This is a genomic window from Aeromonas sp. R7-5, assembly GCF_040908015.1.
GTDB lineage: Bacteria > Pseudomonadota > Gammaproteobacteria > Enterobacterales > Aeromonadaceae > Aeromonas > Aeromonas caviae.
Map to the genome: position 1 here is coordinate 295,251 of NZ_JBFOCZ010000032.1, position 22,234 is coordinate 317,484.

At 63.6% G+C, this 22,234-nt stretch carries 20 protein-coding genes; 5 read left to right on the forward strand and 15 right to left on the reverse strand.

Going from position 1 to position 22,234, the window contains the following annotated elements; all coding sequences use genetic code 11:
• Nucleotides 1-10: 10 nt before the first annotated feature.
• The 3 genes from AB5Y53_RS14425 to AB5Y53_RS14435 all read right to left on the reverse strand — a co-directional run bounded on the left by AB5Y53_RS14425 (nt 11) and on the right by AB5Y53_RS14435 (nt 1,958).
• Nucleotides 11-913 (reverse strand): pseudouridine synthase, encoded by a 903-nt coding sequence (locus AB5Y53_RS14425; RefSeq protein WP_368182367.1) that lies wholly within the window; start codon nt 911-913, stop codon nt 11-13.
• Between the two features lie 83 nt (nt 914-996).
• Nucleotides 997-1,464, reverse strand: coding sequence for a GNAT family N-acetyltransferase (locus tag AB5Y53_RS14430; RefSeq protein WP_368182368.1), 468 nt, complete (start codon nt 1,462-1,464; stop codon nt 997-999).
• A gap of 2 nt (nt 1,465-1,466) precedes the next feature.
• Nucleotides 1,467-1,958, reverse strand: coding sequence for a MerR family transcriptional regulator (locus tag AB5Y53_RS14435; RefSeq protein ID WP_161653760.1), 492 nt, complete (start codon nt 1,956-1,958; stop codon nt 1,467-1,469).
• Between the two features lie 224 nt (nt 1,959-2,182).
• On the opposite strand from AB5Y53_RS14435, the gene AB5Y53_RS14440 reads away from it, so the two are divergent.
• A complete protein-coding gene (locus AB5Y53_RS14440; RefSeq protein WP_368182370.1) occupies nt 2,183-3,427 on the forward strand; it encodes an NADH:flavin oxidoreductase/NADH oxidase family protein in 1,245 nt (414 codons plus the stop codon).
• On the opposite strand, the gene AB5Y53_RS14445 is transcribed toward AB5Y53_RS14440, so the two are convergent.
• The 3 genes from AB5Y53_RS14445 to AB5Y53_RS14455 all read right to left on the reverse strand — a co-directional run bounded on the left by AB5Y53_RS14445 (nt 3,408) and on the right by AB5Y53_RS14455 (nt 6,829).
• Nucleotides 3,408-4,175: a DUF3142 domain-containing protein gene (locus AB5Y53_RS14445; protein ID WP_368182372.1), complete on the reverse strand. Its 768-nt coding sequence runs from the start codon at nt 4,173-4,175 to the stop codon at nt 3,408-3,410. The two genes, AB5Y53_RS14440 and AB5Y53_RS14445, sit on opposite strands and share 20 nt — an antisense overlap.
• Nucleotides 4,176-4,178: 3 nt before the next feature.
• Nucleotides 4,179-6,299 carry a hypothetical protein gene (locus AB5Y53_RS14450; RefSeq protein WP_368182374.1) on the reverse strand — a complete coding sequence of 707 codons (2,121 nt, stop codon included), beginning with the start codon at nt 6,297-6,299 and terminating at the stop codon, nt 4,179-4,181.
• Nucleotides 6,300-6,535: 236 nt separating this feature from the next.
• Nucleotides 6,536-6,829, reverse strand: coding sequence for a hypothetical protein (locus AB5Y53_RS14455; protein ID WP_042879347.1), 294 nt, complete (start codon nt 6,827-6,829; stop codon nt 6,536-6,538).
• A gap of 558 nt (nt 6,830-7,387) precedes the next feature.
• On the opposite strand from AB5Y53_RS14455, the gene AB5Y53_RS14460 reads away from it, so the two are divergent.
• The gene (locus AB5Y53_RS14460) at nt 7,388-7,537 is read left to right on the forward strand and encodes a hypothetical protein (RefSeq protein ID WP_010673628.1); all 150 of its coding nucleotides are present in this window, start codon (nt 7,388-7,390) and stop codon (nt 7,535-7,537) included.
• A gap of 84 nt (nt 7,538-7,621) precedes the next feature.
• Here AB5Y53_RS14460 and AB5Y53_RS14465 read toward each other — a convergent pair whose 3' ends face one another.
• Nucleotides 7,622-8,713, reverse strand: a complete 1,092-nt coding sequence (locus tag AB5Y53_RS14465) for an alpha/beta hydrolase (protein WP_069785337.1) — start codon at nt 8,711-8,713, stop codon at nt 7,622-7,624.
• Nucleotides 8,714-9,108: 395 nt separating this feature from the next.
• On the opposite strand from AB5Y53_RS14465, the gene icd reads away from it, so the two are divergent.
• Complete coding sequence (gene icd, locus AB5Y53_RS14470) at nt 9,109-10,362, forward strand: NADP-dependent isocitrate dehydrogenase (RefSeq protein ID WP_010673630.1); 1,254 nt, start codon at nt 9,109-9,111, stop codon at nt 10,360-10,362.
• 66 nt (nt 10,363-10,428) lie between these two features.
• Here icd and AB5Y53_RS14475 read toward each other — a convergent pair whose 3' ends face one another.
• Both AB5Y53_RS14475 and dsdA read right to left on the reverse strand, forming a co-directional pair.
• Nucleotides 10,429-10,605 carry a hypothetical protein gene (locus AB5Y53_RS14475; protein WP_080944224.1) on the reverse strand — a complete coding sequence of 59 codons (177 nt, stop codon included), beginning with the start codon at nt 10,603-10,605 and terminating at the stop codon, nt 10,429-10,431.
• A gap of 339 nt (nt 10,606-10,944) precedes the next feature.
• Nucleotides 10,945-12,276: a D-serine ammonia-lyase gene (gene dsdA, locus AB5Y53_RS14480; RefSeq protein WP_368182375.1), complete on the reverse strand. Its 1,332-nt coding sequence runs from the start codon at nt 12,274-12,276 to the stop codon at nt 10,945-10,947.
• Nucleotides 12,277-12,493: 217 nt separating this feature from the next.
• Here dsdA and dsdC point away from each other — a divergent pair, with 217 nt between their 5' ends.
• Both dsdC and AB5Y53_RS14490 read left to right on the forward strand, forming a co-directional pair.
• Nucleotides 12,494-13,438, forward strand: a complete 945-nt coding sequence (gene dsdC / locus AB5Y53_RS14485) for a DNA-binding transcriptional regulator DsdC (protein WP_368182376.1) — start codon at nt 12,494-12,496, stop codon at nt 13,436-13,438.
• A gap of 350 nt (nt 13,439-13,788) precedes the next feature.
• Entirely contained in the window at nt 13,789-14,196 is a 408-nt protein-coding gene (locus tag AB5Y53_RS14490) for an H-NS family nucleoid-associated regulatory protein (protein ID WP_010673634.1), read from the forward strand.
• Nucleotides 14,197-14,666: 470 nt separating this feature from the next.
• Here the strand turns inward: AB5Y53_RS14490 and AB5Y53_RS14495 are convergent, their stop codons facing one another.
• From AB5Y53_RS14495 to AB5Y53_RS14520, 6 genes are all read right to left on the reverse strand, one after another.
• The gene (locus AB5Y53_RS14495) at nt 14,667-15,773 is read right to left on the reverse strand and encodes a 3-deoxy-7-phosphoheptulonate synthase (protein WP_045524002.1); all 1,107 of its coding nucleotides are present in this window, start codon (nt 15,771-15,773) and stop codon (nt 14,667-14,669) included.
• A gap of 251 nt (nt 15,774-16,024) precedes the next feature.
• Nucleotides 16,025-16,831 carry a siderophore-interacting protein gene (locus tag AB5Y53_RS14500; RefSeq protein WP_368182377.1) on the reverse strand — a complete coding sequence of 269 codons (807 nt, stop codon included), beginning with the start codon at nt 16,829-16,831 and terminating at the stop codon, nt 16,025-16,027.
• 132 nt (nt 16,832-16,963) lie between these two features.
• Nucleotides 16,964-18,337, reverse strand: a complete 1,374-nt coding sequence (locus tag AB5Y53_RS14505) for an efflux transporter outer membrane subunit (RefSeq protein ID WP_368182378.1) — start codon at nt 18,335-18,337, stop codon at nt 16,964-16,966.
• Nucleotides 18,334-20,352 carry a MacB family efflux pump subunit gene (locus tag AB5Y53_RS14510; protein WP_368182379.1) on the reverse strand — a complete coding sequence of 673 codons (2,019 nt, stop codon included), beginning with the start codon at nt 20,350-20,352 and terminating at the stop codon, nt 18,334-18,336. Before AB5Y53_RS14510 ends, AB5Y53_RS14505 begins: the two co-directional genes overlap by 4 nt.
• Entirely contained in the window at nt 20,349-21,512 is a 1,164-nt protein-coding gene (locus tag AB5Y53_RS14515; protein WP_368182381.1) for an efflux RND transporter periplasmic adaptor subunit, read from the reverse strand. Before AB5Y53_RS14515 ends, AB5Y53_RS14510 begins: the two co-directional genes overlap by 4 nt.
• 193 nt (nt 21,513-21,705) lie before the next feature.
• Nucleotides 21,706-22,146, reverse strand: coding sequence for a universal stress protein (locus AB5Y53_RS14520; RefSeq protein ID WP_151028246.1), 441 nt, complete (start codon nt 22,144-22,146; stop codon nt 21,706-21,708).
• Nucleotides 22,147-22,234 lie beyond the last annotated feature (88 nt).

Sequence of the window (22,234 nt, forward strand, 5' to 3'; positions counted from 1 at the left end):
GCTGTCGCCTTCATTCAGAGGGCTTGGTGCGAGCCGGACGGCGGGCGGTGGTGCGCCCGCCGCTGCGATTGCCGGGGCGCGGGTCTGCCCCGCGGCGCTCCCGCCCCTGGGGTGGATCCTGATCTGTTGGCCGGGCGGTGCGGGGGGCGCTGCGGCCAGTGCCCCCGGCTGCGGCGGATGCCCGTGGTTTGCCTTGCGTGGCGGCTGGTCGTGGCGCGGGTGCCAGATCGGGAGCGGGCAGGGCGCGGCTCTCTCCCGGCGCCAGCCCATCGAGGGTCCACTCCCCGATGGCGTAGCGGATGAGGCGCAAGGTGGGGTGGCCGATGTGGGCGGTCATGCGCCGCACCTGGCGGTTGCGCCCCTCCACTATTTTGATCTCCAGCCAGCAGGTGGGGATCTCCCTGCGCTCGCGAATGGGCGGGTTGCGTGGCCATACCGCAGGGTCATCCATGATGCGCGCCCCGGCGGGCAGGGTCATGCCGTCGTTGAGTTCCACACCGGCGCGAAGGGCGGCCAGTTTCTCCTCGCTCGGGATGCCTTCCACCTGCACCCAGTAGGTCTTGGGGGTCTTCTCTCCCGGCTGGGTGAGGCGCGCCTGCAACTTGCCGTCGTTGGTGAGCAGCAAGAGCCCTTCGCTGTCTCGATCCAGCCTGCCCGCGGCATAGATGCCGGGCTCTTTGATGTAATCCTTGAGGGTCTCGCGGCCCGCCTCGTCGGTGAACTGGCAGAGCACCATGTAAGGCTTGTTCAGGAGCAACAGCTTGCGATCCACCGGGGCGGGGGCCGGTTTGCGCTCGTTGACGCTCCCTGCGTGCCGGGCCTCCCGGCGTTGGGATAGGCGCACCGTGGTAGGCCCGCTGGCCGTGCGGCCTGCGTCAGGGCGGGGGGAGAGACGGGGACGGGCTGATTTCATCGCATGCCTACCAAAAACAGGGGATGGCGGAGTGTACCACAGGGGGCGGCCATCAGGGGGAGGGCAGGGCTCAGCCTCTCGGATCAGGGGGAAGCGGTGTCCGGCGCCAGTGCGAGGGAGAGGCGCAGCATGTCCTTGTGCTGGATGCCGTGCTCCATCAGGGGCTCGGGATAGTGGATGAGGAAGTGATCCTTCATGACGGCGTGGACGCGAAAGCCGTGGCGCTGGTAATAGGTGAGCTGGTGGCCGAAGCTGCCGGTACCGAGCTCGACGCGGCCTATCCCCTTCCCGGCAAGGCTCGTCAGCACGAAGCGCAGCAGGCCGGAGCCGATGCCCTGCTGCTGGCGGTTGGGGGCAACGGCGATGTTGAAGATCTCGGCGGTTTGCTCCCCCACCAGGCCCGCCACGCAGGCCCCCACGACCTCCTTGTCCGCCAGGGCGGCAAAGCCCCAGGCCCCGGGCAGATAGGCGGCGATGCGCGACTCGGCGGGATCGGCCTCCAGCAGCAGGGCCAGCGGCAGGTGGGCGGGGTCCATCTCGACAAACGTCATCCTTATCTCTCTCCCTGTTTGTGACGGTGCGCGCCGCGCGAAACGATGGCGGGCTTGACCGATGTGGTGGCCTTGGCGGCGCCCTCGGGGGAGGCAATGCCCATGCTGGCCAGCACCCGGGCGGCGTTCTCCTCGCACGGCATCTCGCCCGGTTTGGATTCAACCAGCTGGATCAGGGCCTGCAACTGCTGCTTGCTGTGGGCAAGCCTTGCCTCCAGCGCCTCGATGTCGCTCACCTTGGCCTTGAGCGCCGCCAGCAGCGGGGCGTGCTGCCAGGTACTGATGTCGGCGGGTACCAGCTGCTTGATCTCGTCGAGGGAGAAGCCCGCCTGCTGGGCCTGGCCGATGATGGCCAGCAACTGCGCCGTCTCGGGCGGGTAGTCGCGATAGCCGTTGGCACCCCGCCGCACCTGGTTGAGCAGGCCCCTGGCTTCGTAGAAGCGGATGGCCGAGGCCGCCATGCCGGTCTGTCTGGCCAGTTCACCTATCTTCATCTTGCCTCCCGGGCTGCGGGTTGATGGGCCCGCCATGTCAATGACTGAGGGGGCGGGGTCTGGGGAATTCTAGGGTTAAAGTCCGCTTGAATGTCAACGGTCCCGAGCAAGGGCGGTGCGGCTGGATAGTATTTCCCCCCTCGCAGCGGCATCCCGACAAAGGGGCTTGACCTTCAAGTCAGCTTCAAACTTATGGTGGGGCCCTCACTACCGAGGAGATTGCCATGAACCCCTTTACTCCCCTGACCCTGCCGAGTGGCAGCCAGCTTATCAACCGCCTCGCCAAGGCGGCCATGGAAGAGAACATGGCCGACCGTGACCATGCCCCCTCAGAAGCGCTGATCCAGCTCTATCGCACCTGGGCAGAGGGCGGCACCGGCCTTATCATCACCGGCAATGTGATGGTGGACGGGCGCGCCATGACGGGGCCTGGGGGCGTGGTGCTCGATTCCCCGGCGCTATCCCCACAGATAGGCGAGCGTTTCAGGGCCTGGGCAGAGGCGGCCAAAAGCGGCGGGGGCCAGATCTGGATGCAGATCAACCACCCCGGTCGCCAGATGCCGGCGGCGCTGGGGCAGCCCACCCTGGCCCCTTCCGCCGTGCCCATGGCGCTCGGCAGTTTCTCCAAACAGTTCGCCCCGCCCAGGGCCATGAGCGAGAGCGATATTGCCGAGGTAAAGGCGCGCTTCATCCACACGGCGCGGCTGGCACAGGATCTGGGTTTTGACGGGGTGCAGATCCACGCCGCCCACGGTTATCTGCTAAGCCAGTTCCTCTCGCCGCTCACCAACCAGCGCCCTGATCGCTGGGGCGGGAGCCTTGAGAATCGTGCCCGCCTGCTGCTGGAGATAGTGCAGGGGATCCGTGAGCAGGTGGGGGAGCGCTTTGCAGTGGCGGTCAAGCTCAACTCCGCCGACTTTCAGCGCGGCGGTTTCAGTACCGAGGATGCCAGGGCTGTGGTCGAGATGCTCAACCCCCTCGGGGTGGATCTGGTGGAGCTCTCCGGCGGCAGTTACGAGGCGCCCGCCATGCACGGCCAGGCCCGGGATGGCCGCACCCTGGCGCGGGAAGCCTATTTTCTGACATTCGCCGAAGAGATAGTGAGCGCAGCCCGCATGCCCGTGATGGTGACCGGGGGGATCCGCCGTTATCCGGTGGTCGAACAGGTGCTCGGCAGCGGAGTGGCGGTCGTCGGCATGGCCACCGCGCTGGCCATAGCACCGGATCTGCCCGCCAGATGGCGCCGGGAGCAGGCGGCAAGCGCCGAGCTGCGGCCCATCCCCTGGCGCAACAAGGTGCTGGCCTCGGTAGGCTATATGGCGATGGTGAAATACCAGCTGCGCCGCCTTGGCCGCGGCAGGGCCAGCAACCCCGGGGTGGCGCCCGTCCTGGCGCTGGCCTGCCAGCAGTGGCAGACCCTGCGTGGCAACGCCCGCTATCGGCGCTGGATCAAGGGGCAGGGGGGGTGAAGGAGGATATCGCCCTGCTGGCCCCCGGGCTCTGCGCCGGGCGGTTGAGCAGGAAGACCACCTCGCCCCGGTAGTGGGGGGAGGCGGCCAGTGTTGTCTGCCAGGCGGGATCCCACTCCCCATCCTGCACCAGCCCTACCTTGAACGGGATGGTCAGGTGCGCCATGGCGGGCAGATAGGCCTGATAGCCCGGCACCGTGCGCGTGCCCTGATAGGTCTGGATCACCAGCTCGTCCACGGGCAGGCGATTGAGCTCTGCCACGTCCCCCGTTTTCGCCCAGTCGAGCAGCCCCGTCACGCTGAGCTTGCACCCGGGAGGCAGGGTGCGCCGCAGTTGTTGCAGGGCGTAGCCATAGCGATCGAGCTGGCGGGTCGCCGCATCGAAGTCGATCTGGATGCCCGCCACCCTGGCCCCGGCCGCGCGCCACCCCTCGTAGAGGCGCACCAGCACCTGCTCGTGGGCGGGGGAGAGGGGGAGGGCGTTGACACGCACCACCAGCCAGACCTGCCCGGCCTTGAGGGGGGAGGGAACCCGCCCCAGCTTGACGAAGCGGGGGCCGCCGGGCCTGTCCAGGATCTCCCCCTGATGCAGATAGAGGGTGCTGGCCTGTTCCAGTACCGGCTGGTGGCGGGTGGCGGACCAGAGCCAGAACCCGTGATAGGCGCTGGCATCGACACTGGCCTCAAGGGGGGTGGCCAGGGCTGTCAGCAGCAGCGCCAGCAGGGCGCGTTCAGGGGGTCTGCTCATGGCTCACCAGTAGTATTTGAGGGATCTGGCCCACACCGAGTTGCCATAGCGCTGCTTGAGGGTGTTGAACCAGGCCTGCCGGGTGCGTTTGGGGATCTCCTGGCTGTCGCAGCTGTTGTAGCCGGAGGGGGCATAGCACTGGATGGCGCGATAGAGGGCATAGCTCTTGTCTTCGGGCTCCGCCTTGGGGTTGGCCATCACGGCCTGATAGAGGGCGAGGCGACTCGGGAACGTGGGGCGCTCGTCTTGCGCCAGCCCCCAGATCATCTCGCGATCCTGCCACAGGTCGATATGGGGATCCCGGCTGCGCAGGTACTCCCCGAAGCAGTTGAGGGCATGACCATCGTCGGGGCGCTGCACCAGGGTGCCAAGGGTCTGGGCCAGATCCCGGCAGTGGTAGCCCTGGGGCGTCCCCTCTCCGCGCCACTGGAACGCCGAGAGGCGCACATCCCCGTTGGGCACAGGCTCCCAGGGCGCGTCGGCGGGAGGGGTCGCCTCCTTGTAATCGGCGGGGATGAGGGCCACATCCTGCAAGAAGGTGGCCGGGTCGCTGGCGATGAGATCCCGCACCAGCAGGGTATGGAGCGCAATCTGCCGCTCCGCCGCGCTCGGGCCCTGACTGGCTTGCTGGCGCAACAGGGCGGGTTCGGCCTCCTGCTTGAGCACGGCCGCGCGGATGCGCAGCTGGGTGATGGGGCTGCCCGGCTGGAAGATGGCGGCCGTGTTGCCGGTGCGCACCCAGTGATCCGCCAGCACGTTCTCCACGAACGCCTGCTGGGCCTGACCCAGGGAGGAGGCCACCAGCGCCATCAGGGCCTGCTCGGCCTTGTCGAAGGCCTTCATGCCCTGCCAGGCCCAGATGCGCAGCATCTGGTGGCTGAATGCCAGGGTGGCGTCCTCCTGCCCCGGGGAGGGCAGGGCCAGCACCTGCTCGAACTGCTTGTCCAAAAAGAGGGCGTAGGCCTTGAGATAGGCCGCCTGCGCCTGGTGACCTGTTTTTTGCAGGTGCGCGATGGCGTCGTCCAGCTGGGCATCTTGCCAGTCCCGCGGCCGTTCATAGGTCGGTCTGAGACCCCGCAGGGCATTGACGAACAGCAGCGCCGGCTGGGCCGAGTCCTGATAGGCCGCCTGATGGCGATAGGCATCGCCACTGAGCAGGGTGAGATCGATCTCGTTGACCAGGGCCTCCAGCGCCGGCAAGGGCTGGCGGGTTGCCATGGCCTCGTCATAGGCATCCCGCAGGGCGCCGAGATCACCGGACATCCACTGGATGCGTCTGAACAGTCCTCTGGTCGAGCTGGCGTAGCGCCCTTGCGGGTAGGCCGCCAGATAGGCCTGACCCTGGGCCATGGCGCGGCGAAGGGCCTCCTTGTCGCTCCTGGTCACGTCCTGATCACCGTATTCGTCCTTCGCCTCCTTCATCGCGAGGTTGATCTCCGTGCGCATCACCATGTAGGTCGCGCTCTCGGCCACCCAGGGGGCCTTGGCCTGCTGCAAGGCGGCAAAGCCTGCGCGGGCCTCCTCGAAGCGGCTCTCGTAGAAGTGCCGGGCGGCCTGCAGATACCCCTGCCACTCCAGGGCAGCACCGCTCATTTCGGTAGCGGGGGCCGGGCTCTCCTGCTGCCCCAGGATCAGCAGACGGCTTCGCAGCAGCGACGCGCGCTCCGGGTCGGGCACCTCGCTCTGCTCGAGGGCGTTCAGAAACGCGCTGACCGAGGAGAGGGAGTTGGAGATGGCGTGGCCGTAGAGGGAGTCGTGGCCCGCGTAGTGCTCGAGCAGCGGGGGGAGGGACGGGTCGTAGGCGGCCAGCCGGCTGCCGAGCTGCTCGCGCAGCGCCGGGTCCTCCACCTCCTCCGGCTGGGGGAGGCGGGTGAGGTAGAACAGCGGCTGGCTGCGCTCGTTCAGCGGATCTGCCGGCAGGGTGAAGGGCAGGGGGTGATGCTGGGCATCCCCCAGCAGCATCAGCAGGTTGCCCCGGGTGTCGTTCTCGTTGAGATAGAGCGGATAGGTGGGGAGAGGGCAGTCGGTGAGCCAGAAGCCGCACCCGTCACCGTCACCGGAGGCGAGGGCGGGCAGTGCAACCAGCGTCATCGCCAGCACCGAGCAGTGGGTCAGAGATGTCATGGGATCGCTATCCGTTTGTGGGCCCGCGCCGTGCGTGACGCCCGGGCCGGAAAAGGGGGTTCGCAGTGGCGGGCAATAGTACGAAAGAGGGTCACAAACGACAACCCATTCTGACCTGGTCGGCGCTCTCTCTGTCAGGACGCCTGCGCCGTCTCCCTGTCCCGAGCATGTGCTCTTTGCAGCTTTGCAGGTGTCAGCATCTGCCATCGCCATACAAAAAGGGCGAATGTGGATGCTTATATCGGGGGCTCTTCGGTGCGAAAGAGCGCCTTGCCGCAGGCGAGGCAGGTGTGGCGAAAGCGATGATCAGGCCAGCCGGTCTGGGGGTGGCCCAGCACCTTGTCGGAGCCGCAGGCGCAGCAGCGCGCCCCCAGTTCATCGTCGATGGCGCATTCGGGATGCTGGTGCAGGTAGTCGGCGCGGGTGGGAAGGCGCAGCCAGTCGGGCTGGGCATGGCGCTGGTTCCAGAAATAGCACCCATAGAAGGTGCCTGCGGCGACGGGCAGGGCAAACCACCAGAAGAGATCCATGTCATGACTCCGACGAGAGGGGATGAGGGCGGCAACAACCCGCTCAGCAGGCGTGGTGCGGCTTCATTTTATCGGGGCGGGAGTGGGGCGGGATATGCCCGGATGGGTAACAAGCGAACCTGCTGATGGTCGGGTTGGCAAGCCGCAGGGCCGGGGTTGGGGATTATCTATCCATTTAAAAGATGGGTTGTGTCGTAACCCATCGCATTTTTGGATGGACAAGGGGGCCTTTCCGGTCGCAAAGCCCGGAGAGCGGGGCGTTTTTGTGAAAAAAAATGTGCATATCCTCGTCATGCCGATCTCAAGGGCGTCATTGAGCGAGTGATAAATATCAAGATATTGATATAAATGGCAAAAATAGTGCTTTTATCAGGCGTTTTCAGGGTGGCTCATGGGGTTTCATAAGGAGCTTTAACCCATTTTCTAGATTGGTTTTTGCATAATCAATCGTTTATTTTGTTGGACAATTGGGGAAAACCTGGTGTCCAATCGGGTGAGCAGGTTGGCCAAACAGTGCCGTCAGCCAGTGTGTAACCCGAGATGTAAGGAGACATCCTGATGGAAAAACTTGACCAAAAAATCGACACCATGCGCCAGGAATTCGAGTCCCAGGGGCAAAAACAGGCCCAGGACAGATGGCAGGCCAGGGTCGATGAACTGCAACGGGAGCGCAGCGAAGCGCCCCAGCCGGAAGCGGCAGAACACTAGCCCCTGGCGGCCTTGTAGCCACCAAGTGAGCGCATAATGAAAAACCACCGCCCTGTTCGGGGCGGTGGTTTTTTTGCGCAGTGGCTAGAGGCGATAGAGGTTCTGGGCCGCATCGAACAGCTCCGCGCTCTCGCCGGTGCCGCCGTTGAAGACGGTGTGGAAGAAGCGCAGCACCTTCTCGTTGGCGAGGGCATCCCCTTCGAAGTAGGCGTGAGAGTCCCCCACATGGGGCTGATTGGTCACGTCCACGTAGGTGGCCGTTCTGGCATCCAGCCGCCGGGTGTAGTGGCCGAGCCTCGCCTTTTGCTGCTCCCCCATCTTCATGCGCGATGCCATCAGGGCACCATCGCGCTCATTGATGGTGATGTAGAGGCGGTTGCGACACTGGATGCGATCGACCCACTGGGCGTGAAGCTCGTTGTTGGTGTCGGCGGCGGCCATGATGATGTTGTCGAACAGCAGCTGGTTGGCGTGGTAGGTGGTGCTGCTCAGCAGGTGCTTGAACAGGTAGTTGCCCATGCTGTGCAGCAGCAGGTTGATGGTGAAGGGGCAGCGCTTGTTCACCTCCTTGGCGAAGTAACGATCCCAGGCCTCGCCGTTGTCGGCGAACTTCTTCTGGGCCTTCTCTTCCAGCTGCGTCACATACTGGCCGTTGAACTCGTCGAGCAGCCCCTTCATCTTCTCCAGCACCCGGTCAAGGGCCCCGGCCGAGGCCAGGGCATCGCGCTTGTCGCTCTTGTAGCTCAGCACGCCCCGGGCGCCGCCGCCATTGGCGGGCCAGCTGAAGCAGAGCACCTCGACACCGTAACGGGCCTCAAGCCCCGCGGCTCGCTCCAGCACATCGTCAAGATCGTTGTTGAAGCCGTGTACGAACAGCAGCAGGTGTTTGCCGGTCTTGAGCTTCTGCTTGGCCGTGCTGCCGGTCCCGGCGCAGCGCTCCAGCAGCTTGCGCGCCACATAGGCGCTGGCCGGGTGGGGGAGGTCGGGGTCAAGGCCGACGCTGGCGGCCATCTCGGCGGTGATCTGATCCGGCAGCAGGTCCAGCTGCCACTGCTTGCCCTGACGCCGGGCCTCGGCGAGGCGCAGTTCGTTGGGGCCCTCTGCGGGTTTTTCGCCAAAGATCTCGCTGGGGGTCTTGCCCTGCTCGTTGACCATCCGGTTGGTGACGATAAACATGGTGCTCTCCTTGTTGTCGTGCTCTCTTCATGACCGGCCACGCCCCGGGCGCCCCGATCACTGGCAAAGAGCCTAGTCCGGATCCGGCAGCCTGTCCCCCGGCGAAGGGGTTACGACGATGCAAAGGCGAACGGGATTTGGGGGAGTGGCGCCTTCGGGGCGGCGAGGGCTGGGAGACGCTGTCATCACTAGAGGAAGAGGCCCGGATGGACGGGGCCTGCGCCTCGTCAGGACCAGAGGGCGGCGAGGGAGGAGGGGATCCTCAGGCGCACTGTGATCCACTCCCCGACTATGGTCTGACATGCACGCCCGCTATTTGATTATGCAAATGGATGGGCTTAAGATGGCCGCGCGCAACGATCAGATTGATAACAAACGGAAGTTAGGAGATGCCGATGGAAAGCAAAGTAGTTATCCCGACCCAGGGCCAGAAAATCACAGTCGATGCCAGCGGCAAGCTGCAGGTTCCCCACAATCCCATCATTCCGTTTATCGAAGGGGATGGTATCGGTGTGGACGTGACCCCGGCCATGTTGAATGTGGTGAATGCTGCGGTCGAGAAAGCCTACAAAGGCGAGCGCAAGATCGCCTGGATGGAGATCTATACCGGCGAGAAATCGACTCATGTCTATGGCGAAGGTGCCTGGCTGCCGGCCGAAACCCTGGATTTCATTCGTGAATACTGCGTGGCCATCAAGGGCCCGCTGACCACCCCGGTCGGCGGTGGTATTCGCTCCCTCAACGTGGCCCTGCGCCAGGAGCTGGACCTCTACGTCTGCCTGCGCCCGGTCCGTTACTACGAAGGGACCCCGAGCCCGGTCAAGCACCCCGAGCTGACCGACATGGTGATCTTCCGCGAGAACGCCGAAGACATCTACGCCGGCATCGAGTGGAAGGCAGACAGCGATGAAGCCAAGAAGGTGATCGCTTTCCTGCAAAACGAGATGGGCGTGAAGAAAATTCGCTTCCCCGAGTCCTGCGGCATCGGCATCAAGCCCATGTCCAAGGCCGGTACCGAGCGTCTGGTCCGTGCCGCCATCGAGTACGCCATCGACAACGATCGCGACTCCGTGACCCTGGTGCACAAGGGCAACATCATGAAGTTCACCGAGGGTGCCTTCAAGGATTGGGGCTATGCCCTGGCCCAGAAAGAGTACGATGCCCAGCTCATCGACGGCGGCCCCTGGTGCTCCTTCAAGAACCCGAAGACCGGCAAGACCATCGTCGTCAAGGACGTCATCGCCGATGCCTTCCTGCAACAGATCCTGCTGCGTCCGGCCGAGTATGACGTCATTGCCTGTATGAACCTCAACGGTGACTACATCTCCGACGCGCTGGCGGCACAGGTCGGCGGCATCGGCATCGCGCCGGGCGCCAACATCGGCGATGGCGTTGCCCTGTTCGAAGCCACCCACGGCACCGCGCCGAAATACGCTGGCCAGGACAAGGTCAACCCGGGCTCCCTCATCCTCTCTGCCGAGATGATGCTGCGCCACCTGGGCTGGACCGAGGCGGCTGACCTCATCGTCAAGGGGATGGAAGCGGCCATCGCCAACAAGACCGTCACCTATGACTTCGAGCGTCTGATGGAAGGAGCCACCCTGCGTTCCTGCTCCCAGTTCGCCCAGGACATGATCGACCAGATGTGATCCGGGTCGTTGAAATGCAAAACCGGCGCCATGAGCGCCGGTTTTTTTATGGAGGAGAGCAGGTCGTCAGGTGGTTTTTTCCACGTGCTGCTCGTAGATCTGCTGCCATTTGCTGGTCTCGGCCTCATCTCCACGGGCCTGCCAGAATTCGCAGATGGAGTTGGCGAGCTCGGATGCCATGGCGTGGTCTCCGTCACGGCGGCTCATCAGATATTGTCCCAACCAGCTTTGATATTGTTTCATCGCCCGATCTCCTTATCTAAGGTGCCCAGAAGGGAGTGCTCCTGGCGTCAAGGTCGCGCAGGAGCGATTCGAACTGGGCACATATTGTGCTGCGCCCGGCAGGTGTTGGTCGCCGGAACCGGTGGTTATCTCACCGGAAAAAGGGGACAACGGGGCGCAGATGTCAAAAAACGGTCTCTATCGTATCACAAAATAACCAGTCGGTGGGGCTGGATGACAAATCAGGCTGTCCAGCAGTCTGGCCGTCTGCGTCATGGTGGCGAGGGCTGAGGTGCCATCTTGCTGATCTCGCAGCAGAAAAACCCGCCAGGTCGGCGGGTCACGGGGGCGAAAAAAAGATCAGATCCGGGCGCAGGCCAGGTATTTTTCCATCTCCTCGGCGGGCACCATGCCGCCGCCGGTGGCCCACACCAGGTGGGTGGCCCCGGCCATCTTGGCAGCATCCAGTCCCTGCCCACTCTGCCACTCAAGGTTGGCGGCCACTCGCCAGGGGCCTGCCATGCCCGCCAGTGCCGAGGGCTCGAGCCGGATCTCTTCATCCCGGGCCAGGAGCCCCAGCAGGTCGTACATCTCCTGATCGCTCAGGGTGTAGAAGCCCGCAAGCAGGCGTTCCATGGCGCGGCCGACAAAACCGGAGGCGCGTCCCACCGCGAGGCCGTCGGCGGCGGTGAGGTTGTCGATGCCAAGGTCTTGCACCGCAATGGCATCGTGCAACCCGGTGTGGACCCCGAGCAGCATGCAGGGGGAGTGGGTAGGTTCGGCGAAGAAGCAGTTCACGTTGTCACCGAACGCAAGCTTGAGACCAAAGGCCACCCCGCCCGGGCCACCGCCGACGCCGCAAGGCAGGTAGACGAAGAGCGGATGGTCGGCGTCCACCCTGATGCCCATCTCGTCGAACTGCTTTTTCACCCGCTCGCCCGCCACCGCATAGCCGAGGAACAGGGTGCGAGAGTGCTCGTCATCGATAAAGAAGCAGGTGGGATCGCGTTCGGCCTCCTTGCGCCCCTGCTCCACCGCTACCCCGTAATCGTCGGCATATTCCACGACGATGGCGCCATGTTCGCGCAATTTTTGCTTCTTCCACTCCCGCGCATCGGCGGACATGTGGACGGTGACGCGAAAGCCGAGGCGGGCGCTCATGATGCCGATGGAGAGGCCGAGGTTGCCGGTCGACCCCACCGCGATGCTGTACTGACCGAAGAAGTGGCGGAAGTCGTCCGAGAACAGCGTGCGATAGTCATCCGTCTCGCGCAGCAGCCCAGCCTGGATGGCCAGGTGTTCGGCATGGGCCAGCACCTCGTGGATGCCGCCGCGCGCCTTGATGGAGCCGGAGATGGGCAGATGGCTGTCTTGTTTGAGCAGCAACCTGCCGGTGAGTTCGACACCGTAGCGCCCATTGAGGGTCCCCTGCAGGGTCGGGATGGCGGCGATCCCGGACTCGATGATGCCGTGGCTGGCGCGGGTTTCGGGGAAGGACTCGCACAGGTAGGGGGCGAAGCGGGCGAGCCGGGCGGAGGCGGCGGCCACATCGTGCCGGGTGAGCCCCACATGGGGCAATCCTTCAGCGAGGGAGGTGGCCCCCGGATTGAACCAGGTCACAGGGGTGAGGGCGATCAGCGGTTCGAGCAGGGGAAAGCGGGTGATGAGCCCGGCAATGTCGGTGTGTGTCATGAAAGCCTCGCGTGGAGTGGTGACGGAATCATCCCATTGAACGGCGCCAGCGTTGCCGTGACAAATGATAAAACGCGTGGCTTGGATGAGCCCAGTTGATGCAAATGGTCATCTACCCTGAAGTGTCTTCGAATACGGGTGACTTGAGTCTTCCTGGTGAATGCAAACCTCGCCCTTCTGGTATCATCCGCCAGATAAAAGAGAGGGAGGCCCAACCATGCAACGCGATGAGCACCCAGGGGTGAGGAGCAAGCTGCTCAGCAGTCATCAGCTCGCCAGGCTCCACACCTTCGAGGCGGCGGCCCGCCACGGCTCCTTTGCGCTCGCCGCCGACGAGCTCTCCTTGAGCCCAAGCGCGGTGAGCCACCGCATCTCGGCCCTGGAAGAGGCGCTCGGTTTTTTGCTGTTCCAGCGCTTTCACCGCAAGGTGGCCTTGACCACGGAGGGGCAGCGCATCTTCTGGGCGCTCACCTCCTCCCTGGAGTTCATCAATCAGGAGGTGCTGGAGATCAGAGAGCAGGCGCTGTCGGGATCCCTGACGCTGCACTCGCGCCCCTCCATCGCCCAGTGCTGGCTGGTGCCAAGGCTCGCCGATTTTTCCCGCCTGCATCCTCACATCGAGCTCAACCTGCTGACGGGCAACGAGCACATCAACCTGCACGGCTACGGCATCGATCTGGCCCTCAACTTCGACGCCAGAACCCCGACGGGCCTGGCCATCCACCCCCTGATGGATGAATACATGGTGCCGGTGTGCAGCCCTCAATACGCCAGTGACCACGGTCTGATGGGGGAGGTGGGGAATCTGCATCGGTGTCGCCTGCTCCATGACAGGCAGGCCTGGGGCCTGGACACCGACAGCGACGAGTGGCGCACCTGGGGGAGCCACTGGCATCTCTCACTGGAGGTCTGCTCGTCACACATGGGATTTGATCGAGCGGATCTGGCGATACTTGCCGCCACCCACCACGCCGGTGTCGCCATGGGGCGCAGGCAACTGGCAAGCCAGGCGCTGGCGAGCGGAGCGCTGGTGATGCCCTTCCCGGATATGGCGGTGCGCTGCGAGCCGCGTTATTACCTGGCGACCCTCCCTCATCGCCAGTGTCCCAAGATCCAGGCATTCATCCGCTGGATACAGGATCAGGCGCAAGGGGCATCCTGAAAAGGGACCTGGTTTATTGTCCGCGAAGGTCATGGCCATGAGCGCACTATTTGTACAATAAGTGCCGGCACTGCTGCTAAATGACCTGGCGCAGAGCGACGCGGGTAAGAGATAACAGCGTGTGCAACGGATGAGGTGAACCAGAGATTAACCGGGGAAAATAGAAAATAAAGTCCGTGAGGGTATTCCCAATAAGTATCAGGCAGGGAATTAACCACGGTGAATAATGTCCATATGGTGTCAGCGCGCTGCCGGATGGTATAAAAACATTATGTTGTTATCCAATGGGCATGCTATTCTCAAATCGTGTTATCCCTGTGACATACAAAAAATAATTCTGTGAGGAAGTAATGAACGAGTTTCTGAAGGTTCTGCTGAACATTCGCAGCTTGCGCGCTGCCATTCGTGAACTGCCGTTTGAGCAACTGCAAGAAGCGAAAGAAAAGTTTGACCTGGTATATAACGAGCGTGCCGAGTCCGTTGAACAGGAACGTGCCGAACAGGAAGAGCGTCAGCGCAAACTGAATGAATTCACCGAAATGCTGCAACAGGCTGGTATCGATCCCCGTGAGCTGATCGGCAGCGTGGCGGCTCCGGCTGCGGCGGGCACCACCAAGAGCAAGCGTGCTCCCCGTCCTGCGAAATACAAGTACCAGGAAGACGGTCAGGAGAAGACCTGGACCGGTCAGGGTCGTATGCCCAAGGCCATCGCCGAGCAAGTTGCGCTGGGCAAGGATCTGAACGATTTCCTGATCTGATCGCCGGATCCGGATCTCGATAATGCCGCCTGCAGGGCGGCATTATTATTTTCAGGGTTCAGATGATGTCGCAGTAAAACCCAATTGCGCAGGTTACTCCGGTTAATTGGAGAGCCTCGTCTGGAATAGCCATAACCATCATGTGCCCAATAAAGTTGGCGCATCATCTTCCACGTCACCTCGCCACTTATACGTACTGAGGACTCATACAGCCCGTGTTTCTTCGTCCCTTGTGAGAAACGATCATGGATACCTGCTGTGACAGAATGAAATAGCGGCGGTGGATCCTCATCTGTATGCCTGAGCGGCCCGTCTCTTTTTCATGCTGATGCATGACGCCCACCGCCTATTAATTTATCCCCTCTATTTATGGTCTGTTTGACACCGCTCTTCTGCAATATATCCGCACGATGCCGGACAATGTGCGGATGAGGCAGACACGGATTGGTGGCAAACAAATAAACCGAATGCTAGATGACGGGTTGTCCGAGTTCAGACTGAACGGCGTGTGTGTATTTTCTCCGGGTGCGGCGACGGGCCTGGACCGCCTCTGCCAGCATGGCAAGCAGGTGTTCACTCTCTTCCCAGCAGAGGCAGGCATCGGTCACTGACAGACCGTATTGCAGTTCACCCAGAGGAGCTGGTTTCTGGTTTCCTCCCAGCAAGAAGCTCTCGACCATGACGGCGGCGACGGCTTGGCTCCCTTCGCTCAGCTGGCGACAGAGCTCTTTGGCGACCTTCAGCTGGTTCGTGTGCAGCTTCTGGCTGTTGCCATGGCTGCAATCCACCATCAGGCGAGGGGGGAGTCCCTGGCGGGTGAGGCGGTCTGCTGCCTCCGCCACATCGCTCTGGTGGTAGTTGGGCAGGGTGCCGCCACGCAGAATGATATGGCCGTCGGGATTGCCTTCGCTCTTGATCACTACCATGCCGCCCTGGCTGCCGGGGGCGGTGAAGAGATGGGAGGCGGTACTGGCCTGGATGGCATCGATGGCGACCCGGATATTGCCGTCCGTGCCGTTCTTGAATCCCACGGGGCAGGGCAGTGCGGAGGCCAATTGCCGGTGGACCTGAGACTCCGTGGTGCGTGCCCCGATGGCGCCCCAGCTGACGAGATCGGCGAGATAGAGAAAGCTGGTGGTGTCGAGGAATTCGGTGGCGGTGGCGAGCCCCAGTCCATTGATGTCGAGCAGCACCTGGCGTGCCAGATGCAATCCCCGATTGATGTCGTTGCTGCCGTCCAGGTGCGGATCGAAGACCAGCCCCTTCCAGCCCACCGTGGTGCGCGGCTTTTCAAAATAGGCGCGCATGACTATCTGAAGGCTGTCTTCATAGGCGGTGGCGAGTCGTGCCAGCCGTCCGGCATAGTCCAGGGCCGCGACGGGATCATGGATGGAGCAGGGGCCAATCACGACCAGCAGGCGATCGTCTTCACCTGCCAGGATCCGGCGTGCCTGATGGCGCTGGTTGTCGATGTGCCGGGCCATGTCGGCCGGACAGGGGTGCTGCGCCAGCAGCTCGGCAGGGGTGGGTAGCGCCTCTATGGCGAAGGCGCGCATGACCGAATTCAAAACTGCCATCTGGAGTTACCTTGCTGTGCATGTGTGCGATGGGGAACCCGTATGCGGCATCCTGTTGGGAGCAGACAGATTCACGGCACATCGCAGTTGTTGAGAATGATTGTCATTATCTTGGTGTTTGTCTCAAATGCAAGTGCAATGAAATCGCCAGGCGAAGATGGGGGGAGAGAGAACGATGGCGGGGGAACCGCAGCAAAAGCAGGCCGCTTCCCCGAGGGAAGAAGCCCGCCAGTCACAAGATAAAGAGGGGATCAGCTGTCCATCACGGCGTGCCTGTCCTGATGGTAGGCGTCTTCATCCTTGCCGCTGCGCCAGTAGGGGACTGCGTAGACCCGCTGGCGCTCGGCATCCAGGGCGCGTCTGACGTGGCGGCGCAGCGGCACGACCAGGCTCTCTTCCCCGCCAAACCAGAAATAGCTCCCCTCGGCGACCATAGGCTGGGCGGTGAAATATGCCACCAAGGCCGCGGCCTGCTCCGGATTGCCCACGAACCAGCGCAGGTCGACGCCGGCCGGCAGCGACAGATCCTGCACGTCGTCCTGATGGGGGACCAGCAGGGCGATATGGCCGCGGGCATGGGCTGGCATCACTTCCACCATGGCGCTGATGGCGGGCAGGGCGGTGAGATCCCCCGCCATGTAATAGTGCTCGGCCATTTGCAGCATGGGGTCGGGACCGCCCGGGCCCGAGATGGCGAGCTTGTCACCCGGTTTGGCGTGCAGGGCGAAACGACTGGCGGGGCCGGCCTCGCCGTGCAGGGCGAAGTCGATGTCGAGCTCCAGCGCCTCCCGGCGAAACGCGCGTATGGTGAAGGTGCGAATGACGGGTTTCTGGGCGGGATCGAGCCAGCGAGGCCCCTTGTCGGTGGGGGTGGGCAACACTATCTCGCGCTGACCCGGTCGGGGCAGCATGATCTTGACATGAGCACCGCCACAGCTGAAGGGGTAGTCCACAAGCTCAGGGCTGGTCAGGCAGATTCGGCGCAGGTGCGGGCTCACATCCTGAACATGCTTGACGGTGAGCAGGCGGGGGCGATTGGCCGGGGCGGGTTGAGACATGGGCATACTCCTGGCTGATGATGGCGCCCATTCTTGATTAAATGAAAACTATTATCAATTTGTTTGTGGGCAGCATGGGTCGCGATTGACCTCCTCTGGATGTCCATCGCGATCCCACACTCTCCGCCTGGGTCAGGTTCGATCGCTTCCCCCCAGCGCCCGATAGATGCCTGCCATGTTGTTGAGCTGGGCCTGCTGCTGTGCCAGCAGAGCGAGCTCGGCATCCCACAGGCGGTTCTGCTCATCCAGCCAGGGTTGCACCCCGGTGGCTCCGGCCAGGAAACGAGCGCCTGCCAGCCTCTCGGCCTCCCGGGCATAGGCCCTCTGCTGCTCCAGATAGCGCAGCCGCTGATCCCCTTGCTGACGGGCGGCCAGGCCATCCTCCACTTCCAGCAGCGCGGTATAGAGCTGCTTGCGAAACTCGGTTTCGGCAATCTGGTAGTCGATGTCGGCGCTGGCGATGGAGAGCCGGGTCTTGTTGTACTCGAGGAAAGGGAGCGCCAGCGTGGCGCCCAGGGTGCCGACTGGATTTTGCAGCACCTGGGTCAGGGTATCCGAGGTGGTGCTGGCACCGCCGGTCAGGCTCAGGGTGGGATAAAAGCCGGTGCGGATCTCGTCTCCCCTCGCAAGGGTCTTGCGCAGCCTGAGTTCGGCGGCGCGCACATCTGGCCGCCGGGCCAGCACATCGGCGGGGATGCCAGCCGCCACGGACGGGATCGGGCCCATGATCAGGGCGCCGGGAGCGTCAGCGAGCGGCCCGCTGCTGCGGCCCAGCAGCAGGCGAAGAGCATTGCCCGCCTGTGCCCGCTGCTGGGTGAGGGTGGCGAGCTCCGCCTGCTTGCCTGCCTTCTGCTGGCTGGCCTGTACCAGATCGAGTCGAGTCACGGCGCCCGTCTCGTATTTGGCGCGGGTCAGGCGCTCAATGCGCTCCAGATTGGCCAGTTGCTGGGTGCTAAGGGTAATGGCCGAACCGAGGTAGGCCAGTTGCCAGTATTGCTCCAGGGTCTTGCCGATGAGTAGCAACCGGGTGGCGGCCAGATCCTGTTCGCTGGCTTGTGCCTCCCAGCTCGCCTGATCCCTTGCCGCGGCCAGTCTGCCCCAGAGATCCACTTCGTAGCTGAGGTTGAGGGAGGGGCCCAGGTTGCTGCTGGCGCTGCCATCTTTCATGTTCTTGGTGCCGCTGGCCCCGAGATTGGCGCTGACCGAGGGGGTGAGGTTGGTGTCAGCCAGGTCGGCGCCGAGCAGGGCATTCTTGAGCTTGAGCCCGGCCACCCGCATGTCCGGGTTGGCGGCCAGCACCGCCTCGACCAGGCGATCGAGCGCGGGATCCTGGAATCCCTGCCACCAGGGGCCAGCCTGCTGCACGGTGAGACCACGGCTCTCCTGCTGCCATGCTGGCGCAACGTCGAGATCGGGTCTGTGATAGGTGCTCTGCTGGCTGCAGGCACCGAGGCTGGCGGTGAGCATCAGGCTTAGCCCGAGCCTTGATAGGTTGTGCATCGTCATTCCCTCGCCAGTGCCTCCACCGGATCGAGCCTGGCCGCATTGCGGGCGGGCAGGTAACCAAACAGGATCCCGATGAGGGAGGAGCACCCGAAGGCCATCAGGATGGAGAAGAGCGAGAAGCGCATCTGGAAGCTTTCCACGAGCAGGGAGAAGAGAGCCCCGATGAGCAGGGCGAGGCCGATACCGAGCAGCCCCCCCAGCAGGCTGACCATCACCGCCTCGATGAGGAACTGTTGCAGTATGTCGGACTGGCGGGCGCCGACGGCGATGCGGATCCCTATCTCCCGGGTGCGCTCCACCACCGAGACCAGCATGATGTTCATCACTCCGACGCCGCCGACGATGAGGGAGATCACCGCGATGGCGGAGACCAGCAGTGTCAGGGTGGCGGTCGTCTTCTCCACCGATTTGACGATGCTGTCGCTGCTGAAGGTGAAGAAGTCCTTCACGCCGTGGCGCTGGGTCAGCAGGGCGACTGCCGCCTGCTCGGCCAGGGCGGGCTGGACGCCGTCCTTGACCCGGATGGTGATCTGGGTGAAGTGCTGCTGGGAGAGGAGACGGCTCATGACGGCGCTGTAGGGGAGCCAGACATTGACCGACTGGCTGCTGCGGCCAAAGCCGGTCTCCTGGGTGACCACCCCCACGATGCGTACCGGCAGGGTGCCAACCAGCACCACCCGGCCGACCGGGTCCACCTTGCCGAGCAGGCTCTCTATGGTCTTGCCATCCACCACGGCGACTGCCGTCCGGTTGCGAATGTCCCGCTCATCGAGCAGGCGCCCCTGGGTGAGCGTCATCCCCTTGACCCGGAAAAAGTCGTTTCCGACCCCGATCACGCTGCCGCTGCTGGTCTTGTTGCGATAGCGAAGCTGGCCCGACGTCGCTATCTGGGGGCTGGCACCCTCCAGATAGGGCTGGCCGAGCAGCGCGTCGAGATCCCGCTCGTTCAGGGTCTGGATGCTGGCGGCCTTCTCGTCTCCCCAGTCCTTGCCGGGGAAGATGTCGATGGTGTTGGTGCCCATGGCGTTGATGTCGTCGATCACCTTGGCGCGCGCCCCCTGACCCAGCGCCACCACGCTGACCACGGCGGCGATGCCGATGATGATGCCGAGCATGGTGAGGAAGGTGCGCATGCGATGGGCCAGCATGGCGTGCAGGGCCATGCGCCCCGCCTCCCGGTAGCGATCCCAGCCCCGGCTTGCGGTGCGGACGGCGGCGCCTGTGCCCTGTGCATCTTGCCCGACAGAGGGAGCGGCCAGCTGGCTGCCATCACCTGGCAGCGGGTGGGCTGGCGCCCCGGATGGGGAGGCTGCGTTGTCATCGGTCGCCCGATGGCTGCTGTCCTCCACTACCCGCCCGTCACGCAGGGTGATGATGCGATCCGCATGGCTTGCCACCGCCATGTCGTGGGTCACCAGAATGATGGTGTGGCCCTGGGCGTGCAGCTCCTTAAGGATGGTCATCACCTCCTTGCCGCTCTGGCTGTCGAGAGCGCCGGTGGGTTCGTCCGCCAGGATCACCTCGCCGCCGTTGGCGAGCGCCCGGGCAATACTGACCCGCTGCTGCTGACCGCCGGAGAGCTGGCCGGGTCTGTGGTGGCTGCGATCCTGCAGTCCCAGGCGGGTCAGCAAGGTGCGGGCACGGGCCTGGCGATCAAGGCGGGCGGTGCCGGCATAGATGGCGGGGATCTCCACGTTGGCGGCCGCATCCAGATGGGGCAGCAGGTGATAGCGCTGGAAGATGAAGCCGAAATGGTGGCAGCGCAGCCGTGCCAGGGAGAGGGCATCCAGGGTCGCGGTATCCTGGCCGCGAAACAGATACTGGCCGCCGCTCGGGTGATCGAGGCAGCCCAGCAGGTTCATCAGGGTCGATTTGCCGGAGCCGGAGGCGCCGACGATGGCCACCATCTCCCCGGCATCGATGGCGAGATCCAGCGGGTGCAGCACGGTCACTTCGTGCTCTCCGCTCTGGTAGCGCCGCTCGATGCCCTTGAGACGGATCAGGGGCTCGCTCACGGCTCCATCTCCCCTTCATCGTGCAGGGCCGGCTTGCCCTGCTCCAGGATCACCTTATCCTGCTCGGTCAGGCCGCTCACCACCTCAATCTTGATGTCATCCTTCATGCCGGTCTTGATGCGGCGGATCTCTCTCTGGTCCCCTGCCTTGAGCAGGCTGACCTCGTACTCGTTGTCGCCAGTCTTCTTGCCGAGGGCGGTCTGGGGAATGGCCAGTACCTGCTTGCGCTCGCCGAGCACGATGGTGACCTGGGTCGTCATGGCGACCCTCAACTGATGGCCGGGGTTGGGCACATCGAACAGGGCATAGTAGTAGATGGCCGCATTGCTGGTGGCCGTGGTGCTGGCCGTCTGCTCATTGATGTTGGTGGGGGCCAGCTCGACCGTGCGAAGGGTACCGTGGTAGCGAGTATCCGGATCCCCTATCAGGGTGAAATAGACCGGCATGCCCGCCTTGACACGGGTGACGTCCGCTTCGGAGATCTGGGCCTTGACCGTCATGGTGTCGAGATTGGCGAGCTTGAGCAGGGTCGGTACCGTCTGGCTGGCGGCCAGGGTCTGCCCCTGCCGGGTGACGATGGAGACGACGGTGCCATCCATGGGGGCCTGAATGCGGTTGTAGCCGAGCTCCGTCTTGGCGCGTTCCACCTTGATGATGGCGTTGTCGATGTCGGCCTGGGCGCTTTGCAGCTCCGCCTGGGTGACGGCAAGCTGGGCTTCGGCGCTCTCCAGATCCGCACGAGAGCTCGCTTCCTGCCGAAACATCTGTTGCTGGCGGCGCCAGGCAAGCTCGTTCTGTTTGAGCTGTGCCTGCTTGATCTTGAGCTGGGCGCGGCGGCTGGCCAGCTCCGCCTCGGCGGTCTTGAGGTTGTTCTGGGCGATCAGGGGATCAATCTCCGCCAGCAGCTCTCCTTGTTTGACCTGTTGACCCGCTTCCACCGCGAGATAGGTGACCTGACCCGAGACCTGGGCCCCCACATCCACCTGCTCGATGGCCTGCAGTACGCCACTGGCGAGCACCGTCTGCTCCACATTCTGACGGGTTACCGTTGCGGTCAGTACCGGGTCCGGTGTGTGGCCTGGCCAGGCCAGCCAGGTGACGAGAGGGATCAGCACAAGGGCGAGCAGGGCGAGCTTGCCGGGTTTTCGAAGAGCTTTCATTTATCACCTGAACGAAACGAGCGAAGGCGTGCAAGGGCCATATCGTGCAGCAAATGGCCCTCAAAAAGAAGCGAGCAATGTGTAAGAAATCGTGTGGTTCTGGCGTTGACGCAGTGGAAGAGGTCAAGCTGGGGGAGGATGACGGCGGGCGTCAGAAACAAGAAGACCCGCTCAGGGAGCGGGTCTTGTGGCATCAACCGACGGCTTTGAGCAAGGCGGCGTGAGGCTCGTGGCAGATCTGGATATCGAGGGGCAGTTTGTAGAGGAGCAGGCGGGCCAGCGAGCCCTCCATCCAGTGATGACGGCTGCCGACCAGCAAGAGATCGGCGGGGTGGGCGGTCAGCCAGCGCTGGAGATCCGGCACCACGTCATCCACCACCAGGCACTGGTAATCCACTGAATGAGACAGCTGGGTGATGAGTTCACTGATGATCGCCTTGGCATCCAGGGTGCCCTGGGCGCTGCGCTCCTCTTGTGACAGGGACAGACTATTGCGACGGGTCTTGCTGCTGTGGGTCAGGTGCAACAAGGTCAGGTTGGCGCCCAGCCCTTGTGCCAGACGGCTCGCCTTGGCCAGTGTCTCCTGCTCGTAATCCTTGCCTTCCAGCAACAGCACAATATTGGTCGGGCTCATAAGCAGTTCTCCTTGGCAGGTGCGGGTCAGACGGCGGAAGCGCGCTCCCATCCTCCCTTCCCGCGAAATGTCAGCTCAAACGAACCCG